Annotated in this window: 14 protein-coding genes; 6 read left to right on the top strand and 8 right to left on the bottom strand. The window is 40.3% G+C overall.

Translation table 11 applies throughout. From position 1 onward, the window contains the following. Positions 1 to 259: 259 nt before the first annotated feature. Entirely contained in the window at positions 260 to 673 is a 414-nt protein-coding gene (locus NV349_RS10895; protein WP_271913417.1) for a hypothetical protein, read from the bottom strand. A 76-nt stretch (positions 674 to 749) separates the two neighbouring features. Here NV349_RS10895 and NV349_RS10890 point away from each other — a divergent pair, with 76 nt between their 5' ends. The 3 genes from NV349_RS10890 (at position 750) to NV349_RS10880 (ending at position 4,075) form a co-directional block, all read left to right on the top strand. Continuing rightward, entirely contained in the window at positions 750 to 2,240 is a 1,491-nt protein-coding gene (locus tag NV349_RS10890) for a circularly permuted type 2 ATP-grasp protein (protein ID WP_271913415.1), read from the top strand. Continuing rightward, entirely contained in the window at positions 2,194 to 3,159 is a 966-nt protein-coding gene (locus NV349_RS10885; protein WP_271913414.1) for an alpha-E domain-containing protein, read from the top strand. The genes NV349_RS10890 and NV349_RS10885 overlap by 47 nt, the downstream gene beginning before the upstream one ends. 61 nt (positions 3,160 to 3,220) lie before the next feature. Next, positions 3,221 to 4,075: a transglutaminase family protein gene (locus NV349_RS10880; RefSeq protein ID WP_036126429.1), complete on the top strand. Its 855-nt coding sequence runs from the start codon at positions 3,221 to 3,223 to the stop codon at positions 4,073 to 4,075. A gap of 43 nt (positions 4,076 to 4,118) precedes the next feature. Here NV349_RS10880 and NV349_RS10875 read toward each other — a convergent pair whose 3' ends face one another. Next, positions 4,119 to 4,994, bottom strand: coding sequence for a tyrosine-type recombinase/integrase (locus NV349_RS10875; RefSeq protein ID WP_271913411.1), 876 nt, complete (start codon positions 4,992 to 4,994; stop codon positions 4,119 to 4,121). A 366-nt stretch (positions 4,995 to 5,360) separates the two neighbouring features. Here NV349_RS10875 and NV349_RS10870 point away from each other — a divergent pair, with 366 nt between their 5' ends. Then, the gene (locus tag NV349_RS10870) at positions 5,361 to 6,155 is read left to right on the top strand and encodes an enoyl-CoA hydratase/isomerase family protein (RefSeq protein ID WP_036126440.1); all 795 of its coding nucleotides are present in this window, start codon (positions 5,361 to 5,363) and stop codon (positions 6,153 to 6,155) included. 44 nt (positions 6,156 to 6,199) lie between these two features. Here NV349_RS10870 and NV349_RS10865 read toward each other — a convergent pair whose 3' ends face one another. Beyond that, positions 6,200 to 7,015: an AAA family ATPase gene (locus NV349_RS10865; RefSeq protein WP_036126442.1), complete on the bottom strand. Its 816-nt coding sequence runs from the start codon at positions 7,013 to 7,015 to the stop codon at positions 6,200 to 6,202. An 821-nt stretch (positions 7,016 to 7,836) separates the two neighbouring features. Between NV349_RS10865 and NV349_RS10860 the strand changes: the two genes are divergently transcribed. After that, the gene (locus NV349_RS10860; RefSeq protein WP_271913407.1) at positions 7,837 to 9,012 is read left to right on the top strand and encodes an aminotransferase class I/II-fold pyridoxal phosphate-dependent enzyme; all 1,176 of its coding nucleotides are present in this window, start codon (positions 7,837 to 7,839) and stop codon (positions 9,010 to 9,012) included. Between the two features lie 71 nt (positions 9,013 to 9,083). On the opposite strand, the gene NV349_RS10855 is transcribed toward NV349_RS10860, so the two are convergent. The 3 genes from NV349_RS10855 to NV349_RS10845 form a co-directional block, all read right to left on the bottom strand. Continuing rightward, entirely contained in the window at positions 9,084 to 9,449 is a 366-nt protein-coding gene (locus tag NV349_RS10855) for a cupin domain-containing protein (RefSeq protein WP_271913405.1), read from the bottom strand. A 91-nt stretch (positions 9,450 to 9,540) separates the two neighbouring features. Then, a complete protein-coding gene (locus NV349_RS10850; RefSeq protein WP_058844423.1) occupies positions 9,541 to 10,740 on the bottom strand; it encodes an AI-2E family transporter in 1,200 nt (399 codons plus the stop codon). A gap of 64 nt (positions 10,741 to 10,804) precedes the next feature. Beyond that, positions 10,805 to 11,755 (bottom strand): LCP family protein, encoded by a 951-nt coding sequence (locus NV349_RS10845; protein ID WP_036126458.1) that lies wholly within the window; start codon positions 11,753 to 11,755, stop codon positions 10,805 to 10,807. A gap of 174 nt (positions 11,756 to 11,929) precedes the next feature. Between NV349_RS10845 and msrA the strand changes: the two genes are divergently transcribed. After that, on the top strand, positions 11,930 to 12,451 hold the full coding sequence (gene msrA, locus NV349_RS10840; RefSeq protein WP_082673741.1) for a peptide-methionine (S)-S-oxide reductase MsrA: 522 nt from the start codon (positions 11,930 to 11,932) through the stop codon (positions 12,449 to 12,451). 54 nt (positions 12,452 to 12,505) lie between these two features. On the opposite strand, the gene recQ is transcribed toward msrA, so the two are convergent. Next, entirely contained in the window at positions 12,506 to 14,278 is a 1,773-nt protein-coding gene (recQ, locus tag NV349_RS10835) for a DNA helicase RecQ (protein WP_271913403.1), read from the bottom strand. Between the two features lie 7 nt (positions 14,279 to 14,285). Then, the gene (locus NV349_RS10830) at positions 14,286 to 15,389 is read right to left on the bottom strand and encodes a hypothetical protein (protein ID WP_058844425.1); all 1,104 of its coding nucleotides are present in this window, start codon (positions 15,387 to 15,389) and stop codon (positions 14,286 to 14,288) included. Positions 15,390 to 15,588 lie beyond the last annotated feature (199 nt).

The following is a 15,588-nucleotide window of genomic DNA, read 5'->3' as shown; positions in this document are numbered from 1 at the left end:
AAAATCTAGTATACTTCATCTTCATTCAGCTTAAATGCTTGTCTTGCCCACCTTCTACTAAACCGTCAAAAAGGGCTATGTCTTATGGCAATATCGGTGTGATTAATATCAAGTAACTTCTACTTGGTAGCTTGAGTATTGTTTATTTACTTGAAAACAAAGTTACGAGGAGTCGCAATTCGCTTGCCCTATGAGACGCTTTGAAAAAATAGAAGATGGGTCACTACCCATGTCGATTCGTCTCACAACACGAATGGTATTATTTTACAAAAACTGAATAAGCACCGTCTGCCTGTTTTGTTAGTGACCAGTTTGTCGATAACATTTGCTGAAGTCTTGCGACTGTCTCCTCATTACACGTTAAATGCTGGATACCTGTTTCTAACAGTTGGTAATCCTTCCCTTCTTCTAATTGAAAGCGAAGTTGCAATAAACGTTGGATGCCTGGCAATGTTACATACTTGATTCGATAATGGCCATGGTACGCTTCTATGAATTGTTGTTCCCCTTCTTTATAAAGAGCCATTGTCTCATTAAATTCATAGTTTGGTACTTGTTCTTGCCAAGCTGATACATCCCCCGTACGTAAAGCGCCTAAGATCTCTTCTTCTGAAAAATTTAATTTAGATAGTTTATCTAATTCATAAGCTTGCATTAAATTAATGATGGTCATGATTGTTAGCTCCTTATATGTATTTATTCACAGTGTAACATGTTTTCACTACTACTTGAATTCGGAGGCGATCCATATGATGAATTTATATGATTCTAGTCTGTTTTTCGATGAAATGTTTGATGGCAATCAGCCGAAGCCTCATTATCAATCTTTTCATCATAAGCTATCCTTTTTTTCTCAGGAGCAACTTGAAGAAAAGTATCGACAAGCACAAGCAAGCTTTCTCAGACAAGGAATTACCTTTACCGTCTATGGAGCGCAAGATGGAACTGAGCGTACAATGCCCTTTGATTGTGTCCCCATTATTATTCCTCAAACGAAGTGGGCCATGATTGAGGCAGGCGTCAAACAGCGTGTGCAAGCCCTCAATTTATTTTTGCAGGATGTTTATGGGCAACAAAGGATTATTCGAGACGGTTTTATTCCAAGACAGCTTGTTGAAAATAATCCGTATTTTACAGCAACAATGATGGGTTTCCAAGTACCGATTGCGAATCATATATTTTTAGCAGGCATTGATTTAATACGGGATGAAAAGGGTGATTATCATGTATTGGAAGATAATTTACGCAACCCTTCTGGCATTTCCTATGTCTTTGAAAATCGTGATGTCATGAAGGAAGTGTATCCTGAATTTTTCTCTAAGCATACCATCCAACCACTTGATAAACACATCGCTTATATGAAAAAAGCACTTCTTGTGCACCGCCCACCTTCCATGCAAGCAGAGAGAGAGCCTAAAGCTGTGCTACTAACAGCTGGCATGTACAATTCAGCTTATTACGATCATGTCTTTTTAGCCCAGCATTTAAATATACAGCTCGTAGAGGGTCGTGATTTAGTGGTACAGGATTTGAAAGTATATATGAAAACTATTTATGGTCTACAGCAAATTGATATTATTTATCGTCGTATTGATGATGATTTTTTAGATCCTGTTGTCTTTCGTGAGGATTCTTTATTGGGTGTTCCTCATTTAATGGCAGCCTATCAAGCGGGCCATGTTGCCATCTTAAATGCTGTTGGCAACGGGGTTGCTGATGATAAAGCAATGTATGCCTATGTACCAGAGATGATTCGGTATTACTTGCAGGAGGAGCCTATTTTACCGAATGTGAAAACCTATCATTTAGGAGATGATAAGCAACGAGCATGGGTGCTGGAACATATTCAAGAGCTAGTCATTAAGAATGTGAGTGCCTCTGGCGGCTATGATATGTTGATTGGCCCGCATGCAAGTGAGGAAGAAATTGCTTTGTTTAAGCAAAAAATTAGCAAGCAGCCATTTCAATATATTGCACAACCAACGATTAAATTGTCTAGAGCTCCTGCCTTTCAAAATGGACGATTTTATCCTTGTCATGTCGATTTACGAGTTTATGTCACGAAGGGTGATGATTATTACGTGTTGCCTGGCGGTTTATCTCGAGTGGCACTACAAGAAGGATCACTTGTCGTAAATTCCTCACAAGGCGGTGGTGCTAAGGATACGTGGATACTAAAGGAGGAGTTGCAGCATGCTAAGTCGAGTAGCCGACGCGCTATACTGGATGGCACGGTATAGTGAACGCACACAATCAAATGCACATATATTACAGGTACAGCTGTTGAATATGTTGGAGCAATCGGGGCAAGAACATGCTTATCTTGATCATTGGGAGGCTGTCTTAGCTATTTGTGCCTCTAAGGAGGAATATTTAGCGAATTACTCAGCCATACGTGTCAACCCATTGATTGACTATCTACTTTTTTCCGAGAAAAACGGCAATGCCCTCCACGTTACATTACGTGCCATACGAGAAAATGCACGGGTTACGCGTGATAGTATACCAACTGAGCTATGGGAAATACAAAATACCTTTTATTTAACGAAGCAACAGGCCATACTGACAAGAGAACGCCCAATCCCACTTATTGAACTTCAAGCATTTTTACAGGAAGTAAGAAAAACTCTATGGATGGAGACCGGGTTAATCGAGAGCACGATGGATCGTGATCTTCCCTTTTATTTCATGCAGGTTGGCAAATGGCTTGAACGAGCAGAAAAAACGTTGCGGATGACGTTAAGTATAGTGGAACAACAGAAGCTGTCGGGCCTATCCCTGTTAGAGGATGATGGTAGCTTTTTATTGGCGCTTACAGCAGCAAGAGAGTCTTATATGCGGAAACATTGCCAGACGAATTTACTTGCGGTTATTCGCTATTTAGTACAGGATGAGCATTTCCCATGTTCTGTGATGTTTTGTCTAAAGAAAATAGAGGAAGCTATTACGGCGATTGAACATGATTCTTTATCCTCAAGATTTTTAACACTGCATACAAGCATTCGTAGCCTCATCCTAGCAATCAATCATCTTGATTTTTGGCAAATGACTCTTGAAGAAACGATGACTATAATGGAGGAAAGACTGTCGCAATGTATAGCTTTTAGTGATACCTTTTCGACAGTTTATCATTTATATGAACCCAGCATACAACCTTGAAAGGAACCCACCACAGCTCCCTTTCAACAGGCAAGTCAGTAAGCAGAAGGAAGCGGACACGATGAAATTTGAAATTCAGCATACCAATATTTTTCAATATGAGTCTGAAGTCGATCAAAGCTTGAATACGATTCGTTTAAAGCCTCGCAGTGATGAGCGGCAGCGATTATTATCGTATCGAATTGCTATTACGCCCTCCTCATTGACCCGTGAGCATACGGATATTTGGGGTAATACAGTTGGTTCTTTTTATATACCGGAGCAGCATCAAATACTCGAAATTCATACATCTTCGATTGTTAGTATTCAGCGTGCACCATTTATTCATCGTATTCAATATTCGCCCGAAATGCAGACCATTTTCCATTCACAGCTATTTTATGAGCATTATTTACCGTATTTAAAAGCAACTCATTTTACTTTTATGACCGATCAGCAATTAGAGGAAGTTTATCATGCGATTGGTCATGCTGAAAATCCAGTGCTCTTTTCACTTAATTTAATGCAATATTTATATGCTAGCTTTGAGTATGATCCTACAGCGACAGTTGTAACGACAACAGCAAGTGAGGCATTTGCATTAAAACGGGGTGTTTGTCAGGATTTCACCCATGTCATGCTAGCTGTTTTGCGAGCTAAAGGCATTCCCGCTCGGTATGTCAGTGGTTACTTATATGTGGATGAAAATTCAGCGCTCATTGGTGATAGTGCTACACATGCCTGGGTGGAAGTCATGATACCAGGTATTGGCTGGATTGGTCTTGATCCAACAAATAATGTAGAAGTTTTAGAAAATCATATTATTTTATGTATAGGTCGCGATTATAGTGATATTAGCCCTGTTGAAGGTGTTTATAGTGGAGGCAAGCATGATTTAACGGTCAAAGTGAGTGTCAAAGCATTGAATCATTTATAATAGGCGTGCAGTAATGGTGATAAATCGCGATTACTGCACGCTTTTATTCGAAGCGTTGCTGTCTTTCTGTCAGCACCCATTTCCTCACATAGCCCATTTCTTGTTGGATATGCTCCAGCGTTTTTTCCTGCTGAAAAGCCCGTTGCATAACGGTATATCGCAAATCGGTTGCTCTTATGTTTTTTCCTATATCTTGTGACATCGTTTGAAAAATACGCTCCACCGTCTTCGTTGAAATTGGCTTCACAATAGTTGCCTCACTTACCCAAACCCATTCCCCTACCTCTTGCCCATGTAAAACTGTTGTCGCTAGTTTATACTGAGCTAGCATGTCCATTAGTACAGGAGAACATTTTATTTCTCGACGGCCATTTCGATTCGCAATAAAAAGGGTTGCCTTTTCTTCGTTAAAATGAGTCCATTTCATTCGCACAAGCTCTGCAGGCTTACAACCTGTTTCCATCAACATTTGGACTATACAGCCATTGCGTCTAGCCAGCCAAGCATGCTCCTCTGTTTTTGCATATTGAAAATAGGTTGGCCAGACGTTGGCAATTTGCATAATCTGCGTATTGGTCAGTACTTGCAGCACCTCTTTTTGCCTTTTTTTCGGCTGTAAAATGGGCTGATAATCAAAAGGTGTCACCCATTCTCGTAAAAAAATAAAGTCTACAAAGCCTCTCAATGTCGCTATTTTATGGTTAAATGTATTGATATTGCAGTAGGTTTCCTTGAGATAGTCACAATAAAGCTGTAATAGATTTTTTAATTGATGATCCACATACAAGTATTGGTGTTCATGGGCGAACGTTAAAAATTGCTGTCCATCTATGTTGTACTGCTTTTTTGTGGCAGCACTTTTTTTCAATGATTGCAGCAGTAAGATGTAACTATTCCATGCTTCCTTGAGTGTGACCATATTGCCCCTCCTTGTTTGCTGTGCGTCATGTCATTTTATTTTACTATATTTTGGGTGCGTGTGTTTCAATTCATTTTATAATAGTTTAGTGTCGGATAATCTGTAATATCGATACACAAGCCGCTTCCAGTCTTCAAATGCCCCTTACGTGCATAAGAAACGTATGTTCCTACAGTAGTTTCTCATATCTTTTGCTTTCTTACAATAGTAAATTCCGCTCCCCTGTTATAGAACAATAAATGCTAACTATTCCCTACATTCTTGTATAACAACGCAATTTTATGTGAAAATTCATATCATTTCGTGTTTATAGTTGATTGTGTTATATAATAAAGATAGACATTAATACGTAGGAGGCTTTCCACTATGCAAGTAAAGACGACACGATTGGAAGCAGAAGATGCAAAAATCATTTATCAAGAAACAGCTGGACTAGCGATAATTACGATTCACCGACCACAGGCAAAAAATGCGTTAACCGCAAACATGTGGGATCAATTAGCAAAGATTGCACTACAAGTATTAGACAATCCGAAAAATAAAGTACTCATTTTACGAGGCTCTGGTCAAAGCTTTACCGCAGGCTCTGATATTAAAGAATTTAATGCCATCTCACTTGAACAAGCCGAGGAGGCGTTTGTACATATGGAAAAAACCATTTCCACAATTGAGCGCCTTCCGATTCCAACAATCGGCGTCATCAACGGGCCTGCGATGGGCGCTGGTTTAGAATTGGCATTAGCTTGTGATATCCGCATTGGCTCAGACAAAGCCAAGCTCGGCATTCCTGTCGGAAAATTAGGCATCACCATAAACAATAAATTTGCGCAACGTTTAGTACAGCTCGTTGGCCCTGCGACCACAAAGGACTTAGTCTTTACAGGACGCATGTTTAAAGCGGAGGAAGCCTTCAAGCTTGGGATGCTTAACTACTTAGTAGCCGAAAAGGATTTAAATAAATATATGATTCGCATGGGCAAGCTTGTGGCAGGCATGTCACCAGAGTCCTTGCTTGCTGTGAAGCAATCCGTTCAAGAATGTCTCGATAGTGTGCCGACCTTATGGCAAGGCTCTTCACCGTTTGTAGGCAGCGATTTCGCCGAAGGCTGTCGTGCCTTTGTGGAAAAACGTCAGCCACAGTTCAGCCGTCAACCAAAATAAAAACAGGTACTCTCGTCGCAAAGTGCGTTGGGAGTACCTGTTTTTCACGACTTTTTCTTTTGTATAGCCGTCTTGACATGAACATGAATCGCATCTAATTCATAGCCAAATTGTAAATAAAACGCCTTCTGCACCGCCTGCTGTAGCTCTAGTAAACGCGCTGCTAATGGATAATCTATCGGTAGCTTTACTTGTATGGTCAGAATAGCTTGAGCCTGATCTCCTAACAAAAATTGGGCCTGTTCCACCTTTTGTACAATTGCTTGTTGACTACAGCAATACGTCAGTAGCTGAACATAAACATGCTTGCTAATTTCAATGTACTCCCGTTGAAAATCAGGTCGCACTATCGTTGTTTCCCCGATTTTTTCGCGCTTTGATGAAAAAATCTCCATGCCCTTTTGTACCAATCGTTTAAAAAAGTTTTGCTCCACTTGTCGATAAGGAATTGGCATCACATGCTTGCCCTGCGTTTGACGAATAAAACGAGCTTTTTGAATTTCCTTAAAGGAACGAACATCCTCCACATCGTAATAATGTTCAATGGGTCCAAGATCTAGCTGCTTAGCAATACTATTCGTCATTTTAGTGGATGTCCCAATCAGTAAAATGGACTGCACCTTATGACTTGCTAACGCTTTTTTGACAGCCTCACGATGTTCTTGTTCCGTAAAAATGGCACGTCGTACAGCGGTAATTGTATTTTTTTCGAATTTGGCAGAAATGCCAGCAACTCTTATTCCATTGACAATGAGAAGACCATCATCAATGATAGCCTCCACTCCTAATTTATGAGCAAAGGCAAGGGCACTCGTACTTTTGCCTGTGCCGCTTGGTCCACTTAACGAATATACCTTCACTGCCCTCTCCCTCCCTTACTAAATGGTTTGCGTATCAGGTAGTATCATACATGCTTCGAAATAGTGTGCATGCCGCAACTATGGTATTCCGCATAGTATCATAGTCAGCAGCTGCGTAGGTTTTTACATACAATGCCCGCTAGTCCGCTGGCATATAGCTTTTTTAATACCTCTCTATCTTGGCTGTAGACAATTGAAAATCGTAATGCTGAACGATTCATCATGTTTTGTAAAGACTGCCTCGTCGTACACTTGCATAGGCAGTTTGTTTTGCCCCTACTCATCCAGCATTGCCACTGTCAATAATAGGGGAACATCAATACGATGGCTATCCTTTAATACTATTCAGTATGTATAGCTGTAAGCAAAGTCTATGTCCGATCTTGTAAAAAGGAGGTTGTTTCTGTTACGGCGCAGACAATAGTGAAACCTTGCAACATATCGTTCACTACTGAGTCAGCTATTCAATCGTTAAGATGCGTGCTCTCCCCATCTGAAAAACTTTATACTCAGTATAATACAATTTTCTCTTTGAAGGTATTTATAGTCGCTTATCCCAACATCAGACAATCTATTTTCGCTAGCCTATGCACACATCCTCTACATTATATAAATATTTTCTTTTTTCAGAATATCTGCCCATTTCTGTGCTTTAGTATGATAAAATGTGTACTACTATTCTGTTATCTCGCATAAACAGGCCCGTAAGCAAACAATGGTCTGTTAAAGCCCGATTTGTGCAAACAAACAATTAGCGTAGACAAGAGAATCATCTACGGATTGACGTTGCACTTTATACAACGATAAGGAGTGTACTAGTTTTGAAAATCGTACCATCTAAAAAAATGTCATTATTTACACCAGCAATTTTCGGAGATTTGAAAAATTTTGCCCGTGAGCAGCAAGCAAAGGGCATGACCTTGATTGACTTAAGCTTAGGAAGCCCTGATCTTCCTCCACATGCCAAAATACGTGAGCATCTTTCTTATCGCGCAGGGTTAGCTGAATCTTACGGCTACACACTGACAGGCACACAGCGTTTTTATGAAGCCGTTAGTCGCTACTATAAGCGTCGTAGCCATGTCGATTTAGATCCCGCTACGGAAATTATTCAAACTATTGGCTCTCAAGAAGGCCTTGTCCATTTACCGATAGCCTTTTGTGACCCAGGAGACATCGTGTTATCCACAAACCCAGCCTATGTTGCCTATGATGCAGGAATTCACTTAGCAGGGGCAACACCTTATTACATGCCTCAAACGGCCGATAATGGTTATTTACCTGACTTAGACGCTGTCCCAGAAGAAATTGCTGAGAGAGCAAAGCTATTGATTTTAAACTTACCAGGGAATCCTGTACCAGCGATGCCGTCCTTAGCGTATTTTGAAAAAGTCATTGCCTTTGCCAAAAAATATAATATTATCGTCCTTCATGATGCGGCATACTCCGAGTTTTATTTTACAGGTGACAGTCCGATTAGTTTCCTTGCAGCACCAGGTGCAAAAGAAGTCGGCATGGAGATTAACTCCCTCTCCAAAAGCTTTAGTCTTGCAGGAACGCGTATTGCCTATATCGCAGGAAATGCTGAAATGATCGCCGTTATTAAGCAATTAAAATCAAATTTAGACTTCGGTATTTTTGAGCCTATTCAAGATGCAGCTGTCGTCGCACTTGATAACGCAGAAGAAATTACGGAAAGCTTACGTGCCACATTCTCAGAACGTCATAAAACCCTGATGAACGGCTTACAAGCATTAGGCTGGGAAGCCGCACCATCTGATGGTGGAATGTTCGTATGGGCAAAATATCCGTTCGATATGGACTGTACAGAACTAGCCTTTCAATTAATTGAACAAGTTGGCGTTGTAACCGTTCCTGGCACCGTATTTGGTACGGCTGGACAAGGCTATTTACGTTTAGCATTGGTGCAACCAAAGGAACTTCTTCAAGAAGCTGTTGATCGCTTAGCACAAGTGCAATTACTGGCACAAAGCTAGTGCTTTTGAAAAATAATAAACCCTTCTAACCTTGTCTGTTAGAAGGGTTTTACTATGACTATTCAGGAATGTTAAATCCACACATCATTTTCAGCAGTTAGCTCTGATTGTGCTTCGCCTGTATTGACAACCCCCATCGGCTCTACAAGTAGAATTTTACACCCAGAAGCCGCATAAGGTTTATGTTCAACATGGCGTGGTACGACAAACATCTCTCCTTCATTTAAACGCACTTCTCCATCTCTGAATTCGATGATTAGCTGCCCTTCAATGACGATAAACACTTCATCCGTATCATCATGTTTATGCCAAACAAAATCCCCTTGTACTTTAACTAATTTAAATTGATAATCATTCATTTCAGCAATCACTTTCGGAGACCAATGCTCTTGAAACTTAGTTAATTTTTCTTGAAAATTAATCGGTATGTATGTCATGCCCTTTTCCCCCATCCTTTTGATGAATCTACTAATAAGGATAACACACATTAAAAAAACAGCTACTGTCAAACGGCAGTAGCTGTTTTTATCACACATCATATTTTTGATGAACATCATCTTCGTAACGGTTGTAACGCTGTTTAAAGAGCTTGAATAAATGGGTCACCAGCACCTTAAAGATCGCATAGCCTGGAATCCCTAAAATAACACCAGGAACACCGAATAATGAGCCTGCCGTTAATAAGACGAAAATGATCGTGATCGGGTGAATACTGAGTGATTTCCCCATGATTTGAGGAGAAATGAATTTTCCTTCGATTAATTGAACAATCGTCCATACAATCGCCAGCTTAATCAACATCAATGGAGATGTGACAAGGGCAATAATAACGGCTGGTGTAATGGCAATGACTGGCCCCAAATAAGGAACTACACTTGTAATCATCGCTAGGAATCCAAGCAATAAAGCATATTTCATGCCAATGATTAAAAAGCCAATGGTCACCATTGCTCCAATACACATAGATACTAAAATTTGCCCCTGTATGTATGAACTAATTTGCTTGTCCATGTCATGGAAAATTTCAGTGACTTCTTTACGCATACGTGGTGGGCACACTTTCAGCATAAATTTCGGTAATTTTTCGCCCTCTTTTAATAAGTAAAATAAAATGAATGGCACCGTTACAAGTGATAGCACAATACCCGTTAAGGTTGAAAGGAAGCCCGTAATACCTGTGGCCACACCTTGTGCTACATTTGCAGCTGTTTCCCTTACAGTTTTCACCATATCTGTAGTGAAGTTTTTAACCACTTCATTGTAATCAAAATTAATTTTATCTAAATAATCGTTAAAACGTGAATTGTTCAAGAATGCAACGATATTTTGTGTAAACTTCATGAAATACTCTGGGAATTCCTGTGCTAAGTTCGTGAACTGGTCGCGTAAAAATGGATAAACTAACACAACGAGTAGTGTAATGACACCAATAACCGCAACGTAGAGTATTAAAATCCCCCAAATTCTTGGGATTCGCCATCTGACCAAGATCGCCAACAATGGACGCAATAAATAGTAGCCTATGACGGCTAGTACCCCTGGTAAAATCACTACTTCAAATAATACTTGTAACGGGGTAAAGATAAAGGAAACCTGATTAAACATAAAAATAACACATGCAACTAGTAATAAAATCACCAGCATAAATAATAGGTTTCTACCACCTAAAAAACGAATAAACTTGGTTGCTAGTAGGCTTGAACGCTCTTTTGGTCTTTCTTTTTCCATATATCCACCCCAATCCAAATGCTCTACCTTTATATTACAGGATAATGTTGGTTTTTGCGAAACATCACTCCAGTGAAATACCTAAAAATTCACTTAAAAAGGCTTTGTTTTGCTCCACATCAATGACGATGGAATCGCCTGCATGACTAAAGTTTTGGAATTGATAGCTACCTTCGATGGGAATCGTTGCTTTTTCAATGTTGACCTTACCTTTAGATAGCAATTTAAGCACTTGCTGCATTTCCTCAGCAGATGAATAATCGGTTGTTATATAGCCCTGTGCAGCTCCAACAAATTTTGGTAAATTTAACATGTTCGTAGGCGTTAATAGCTCTGTTTTTAAAGCCTCAATGACTTTTTGCTGACGGGCAACACGACCGAAATCTCCTTCAGCATCGTGACGGAAACGAGCATAGCCTAATAGCTCCTGTCCATTTAAATGATGAACACCTTGCTTTAACTCTACCCCAATATTTTCAGACATATCCTTTTCTACATCCATTTCCACACCATTTGGCGCTAAAATGTCCACTAATGATTCAAAGTTTTTAAAATCAATTAGGGCATAATGATGAATCGGTAAGCCAAACATATTTGTCAATGTATCCTTTAATAGCTGTACACCGTCTAGGTAGTAAGCTGTATTAAGTTTATAGGATTGATAGCCTGGGATATCTGCGTAAATATCACGCATAAAGGACACAAGCTTAATATCATTGTTTGCTTTATTCCAGGATAATACCATCATCGTATCTGTACGAGATTTTTCCTCGCCGCGTGTATCGACTCCTAAAATTAAATAGTTCTCAATATCCCCTTTGATTGTATCTCCAGAAAAATCCTCCTGCGCTACTTTCGTATCATTCGCCAGCTCAAGCCCGCTGCGATATTGCATGACAGCATATCCGACGATGACAATGATACACAGTAATAATAGTGTAAAAATTGCTCTCCCTTTACGTAATTTACGTTTTTTAGGACGTTGGGAGCGTCTCGTATAATCTTGCTCTTCCATAACAACTAACTCCTCTATTTTGATATAGTTAATGTAACGATTGATTAGCTAGAAAGTTTCATTTTGGCAATCAGCTATTCCATGTTTTTCTATCTCATCATTATTTTACACCTAATTACTCAGTTTCGAGCAAAACAATGCTATAATATTTTCACAAAAGAAAGGATGATGTAAATGATCGAAAAAGCTACATTTGCTGGCGGATGTTTTTGGTGCATGGTGAAGCCATTCGTCGAGTGGGACGGTATACATAAAGTGACTTCTGGCTATATGGGCGGCCATTTAGAAAACCCAACCTATGAAGATGTTAAGGAAGGGTCTTCGGGCCATTTAGAAGTGGTCGAAATTGAATTCGATCCTGCTATTTTTAGTTATGAGCAGCTCCTGGATATTTACTGGATGCAAATTGACCCAACGGATGCTTATGGACAGTTCCATGATCGTGGAGAATCCTATACAACAGCTATTTTTACCTACACAGATGAGCAAAAGCAAATCGCAGAGGCCTCAAAAGAAAAGCTTGCCAATAGTGGACGCTTTGATAAACCTATTGTAACCAAAATTCGCGATGCTGAACGCTTCTATCCAGCAGAAGACTATCACCAAGATTATTATAAAAAAGAGACGGAACACTATCAGCAAGATCGTGCCATTTCTGGCCGTGATACATTCATAACAAAGCACTGGGAACAATAATGAAAAGAGGTGTCTCACAATGGAGAGACACCTCTTTCTACGTAATAAGCACTATTACACGGAAGCTTCTAAAAACGATTGTAATGCGTCAAAGAATCGCTTACCGTACTTGTCAAATTTCACCTCACCAATACCGCTCACCTGTCGTAAATCCTCCAGTACGGCTGGCTTCTTATCACATAAATCACGCAATGTTTTGTCAGAGAACACTACAAATGGTGGCACCTTTTCTTCATCTGCAATATCTTTGCGCAATACGCGTAAATGTTCGAATAAAGGATCGTTGTCCACCAGCTTCTTCACTGCTACAGCTTCCTTGCGCATAACCTGTCGATTGCCAAGCAGTACTTCCTTGCCATTCGCTGATACATATATGGTTGGGAATGTCCCATGCTTCACAGCAAGTAAACCTTCCGCAATTAAAAATTCAATAAAGTTCGAAACATCCTTTGAGGCATATTTTCCTTTTAAGATGCCATAGGTCGATAAACGTGCAAAGCCAAATTCCGTTATTTTTTGATTTTTGGAGCCAATCAACACCTGAGCCACCATGGTCTTGCCGAATTTTTGTCCCATGCGTACCACACAGGCTAACACCTTTTGTGCATCCTCAGTCACGTCTGTCACTGCTCGCCCATCATTGCAATTACTACAACGCCCACAAGGCTCCTCTGGCTCTTCAGCAAAATAGGATAAAATCGCATTTTGTAAGCAGCCCTCTGTATGGCAATAATCGACCATCGTTTGGAGCTTGGCTAATTCTTGGGCTATACGTGCTTCATCCTGTGTTTGTTCAATTAGAAAACGCTGTGTTTGGACGTCCCCAGAAGCATATAATAAAATACAGGCACTCGGCAGACCATCACGTCCTGCACGACCCGCTTCTTGGTAATAACTCTCCATATTACGAGGCATTTGATAATGCAACACAAAGCGCACATTACTTTTATCAATCCCCATACCAAAAGCATTCGTTGCTACCATAATACGTGCTTCATCTTTTAAAAACCGCTCCTGCTCAGCTATTCGCAAGTCCTCTGACAGACCCGCATGATATTTCGCAACCGCTTCACCAGAGCGACTCAGCATGTCATAAATCGCGTCTACTGCTTTTCGAGTGGCCGCGTAAATAATGCCGACTTCCTGTTTATTTTGTTGTACATAATTTTTTACATAACGTTCTTTATTTTCACCAATTAGTACGGACAGCGCCAAATTTTCACGTGAAAAGCCTGTCATGACTGTCGCTTGCTCATCAATTGTTAGTAATTGGCGGATATCATCACAGACAGCTGGTGTCGCAGTGGCTGTCAGCGCTAAAACCGTGGGCTTTTGTGACCATAGTGTAAACAGCTTTTGAATGGAGCGATAGCTTGGTCTAAAGTCATGCCCCCATTGCGAGATACAGTGTGCCTCATCTACCGCTATTAACGGCACAGGTAAATAGGATAGTGCTTGCAGAAAGGATACACTTTCCAATCGCTCAGGCGCAATATAGAGAAGTTTTAAATAACCTGCGCTCGCTAGTTGCATCGTTTCATCTACTTCCTGTGCCGACAACGTACTGTTAATATAGGCGGCAGGAATGTTCGCCGCACGTAAAGCCTCCACCTGATCTTGCATCAGAGATATAAGGGGGGAAATGACAATAGTTAACCCATCTAGCATTAATGCAGGAATTTGATAGCAAATGGATTTCCCGCCACCAGTTGGCATGACACACAGGCTCGACTGCCCTCGTAATGTTTGTTCTATAATTTGGGCTTGTCCTTGGCGAAAGGCTTCATAGCCAAAATGATGCTGTAGCATTTGTCTTGCTTGCTCCATGCAAAGTTCACTCCTCGTTTGTTAGACGAAGTAGCATGTACTCGCCCTGTTCATTTTTTTCGATTTCATACAGTATGATGGAATGGGCAAGTGCCTCCTGCCCTGCAGCATTCGTCAAAACATATTCCGTTTTAGCACGTAGAATAAGATGCTGGCCTTCTATACGAATAGCTTGAATATCGGTATTAGAGAAATGGATCTTTGCTTGTTTGGAAGCATAATAAGCAACCATGCTATTCAAGGTCTCTTGTAAATCCTCTGTTCCGACAATTGGTTTCATGACACTCGCATCCTGAATGGCCACAGCCGCCTTTAAATGCTTATGGAACGTATCTAAAAACAGCTTGATTTCATCTGTATTATACGCAAACACATTCTCACCATATTGCTCAATTGCTTGCTGTACAGCTTCTTTGTCACCTTGTTCTATATAGGGATATAAATTTTTGGATTGGGACAATCGTACACTGGCTTTCATGCCATCCTCAATCCATTTATCCACGAATGATTGGATTTCCTTCATCGGCAATATGTATGGCTGGGACTCTCCTTGCTGTTGACGATTAAAATATAGTCCAACAATGGCTCCATTTTCAGCCTCCATCACAGGACTTCCTAAAGGCATAGCTTGTTTCACATCTATATAATAGGCCGCTACCTTATCTTGATATTTCTGAATCGTGTAGGGCAAGCCATTCACATAAACGGCTAGCTGATTCAGCTCACCTTCATACGTTTTTGGCACATGCACATTCGCTTTATACGTTACTTGTAGAAGTGCTAGATTATGAGCTGTTGACATGACATGTACATTTGCTGCCATTAGCTTGTCTTGACCAAATTGAACAAGGGCCGTCGGTTTGGAAGCAACTAATGCACCATTTGTTAAAATATACAGCTGATTATCCTGCTGCTTTATAATAATGCCTGCCCCAACACCATACTCTCCGATGACTTTGACCTCTGGGACAATTTTTTCCTCTTGCTTGGTCACTGCCCCCTCTGTTTGAACCTCCGCATTTTTACTTTGAAACCAGCCTGTGCCTATTTGACTGTCACAGCCTGTAACGAGGAAAGCTGTCGCTCCTAACACGAGCATTTTTTTATACATACCTTCACCAAAACTTTCTATTCATCATTCTCTATTATCTATCATAATCAAGGATTTGTGATGTTTCAAGTTTACATAATATTATTATTTATATAATAATGTTAGGGAAATGCGACAACACCGCTAAATATATTTCATTCTACCTATTATTATTTATGAAATACGAAATTTGCTATGAGGATTGGAGGATAACTGGACC

Source organism: Lysinibacillus sp. OF-1, from assembly GCF_028356935.1.
Lineage (GTDB): Bacteria > Bacillota > Bacilli > Bacillales_A > Planococcaceae > Lysinibacillus > Lysinibacillus fusiformis_D.
This window is presented reverse-complemented; position numbering and strand designations above follow the sequence as displayed.

Coding starts and splice junctions, on each gene's coding strand:
- NV349_RS10875 (WP_271913411.1), bottom strand. CDS start 4,994: ATGGTCACACTCAAGGAAGCATGGAATAGTTACATCTTACTGCTGCAA.
- msrA (WP_082673741.1), top strand. CDS start 11,930: ATGATCGAAAAAGCTACATTTGCTGGCGGATGTTTTTGGTGCATGGTG.
- recQ (WP_271913403.1), bottom strand. CDS start 14,278: ATGGAGCAAGCAAGACAAATGCTACAGCATCATTTTGGCTATGAAGCC.
- NV349_RS10890 (WP_271913415.1), top strand. CDS start 750: ATGATGAATTTATATGATTCTAGTCTGTTTTTCGATGAAATGTTTGAT.
- NV349_RS10885 (WP_271913414.1), top strand. CDS start 2,194: ATGCTAAGTCGAGTAGCCGACGCGCTATACTGGATGGCACGGTATAGT.
- NV349_RS10830 (WP_058844425.1), bottom strand. CDS start 15,389: ATGTATAAAAAAATGCTCGTGTTAGGAGCGACAGCTTTCCTCGTTACA.
- NV349_RS10850 (WP_058844423.1), bottom strand. CDS start 10,740: ATGGAAAAAGAAAGACCAAAAGAGCGTTCAAGCCTACTAGCAACCAAG.
- NV349_RS10845 (WP_036126458.1), bottom strand. CDS start 11,755: ATGGAAGAGCAAGATTATACGAGACGCTCCCAACGTCCTAAAAAACGT.
- NV349_RS10870 (WP_036126440.1), top strand. CDS start 5,361: ATGCAAGTAAAGACGACACGATTGGAAGCAGAAGATGCAAAAATCATT.
- NV349_RS10880 (WP_036126429.1), top strand. CDS start 3,221: ATGAAATTTGAAATTCAGCATACCAATATTTTTCAATATGAGTCTGAA.
- NV349_RS10855 (WP_271913405.1), bottom strand. CDS start 9,449: ATGACATACATACCGATTAATTTTCAAGAAAAATTAACTAAGTTTCAA.
- NV349_RS10895 (WP_271913417.1), bottom strand. CDS start 673: ATGACCATCATTAATTTAATGCAAGCTTATGAATTAGATAAACTATCT.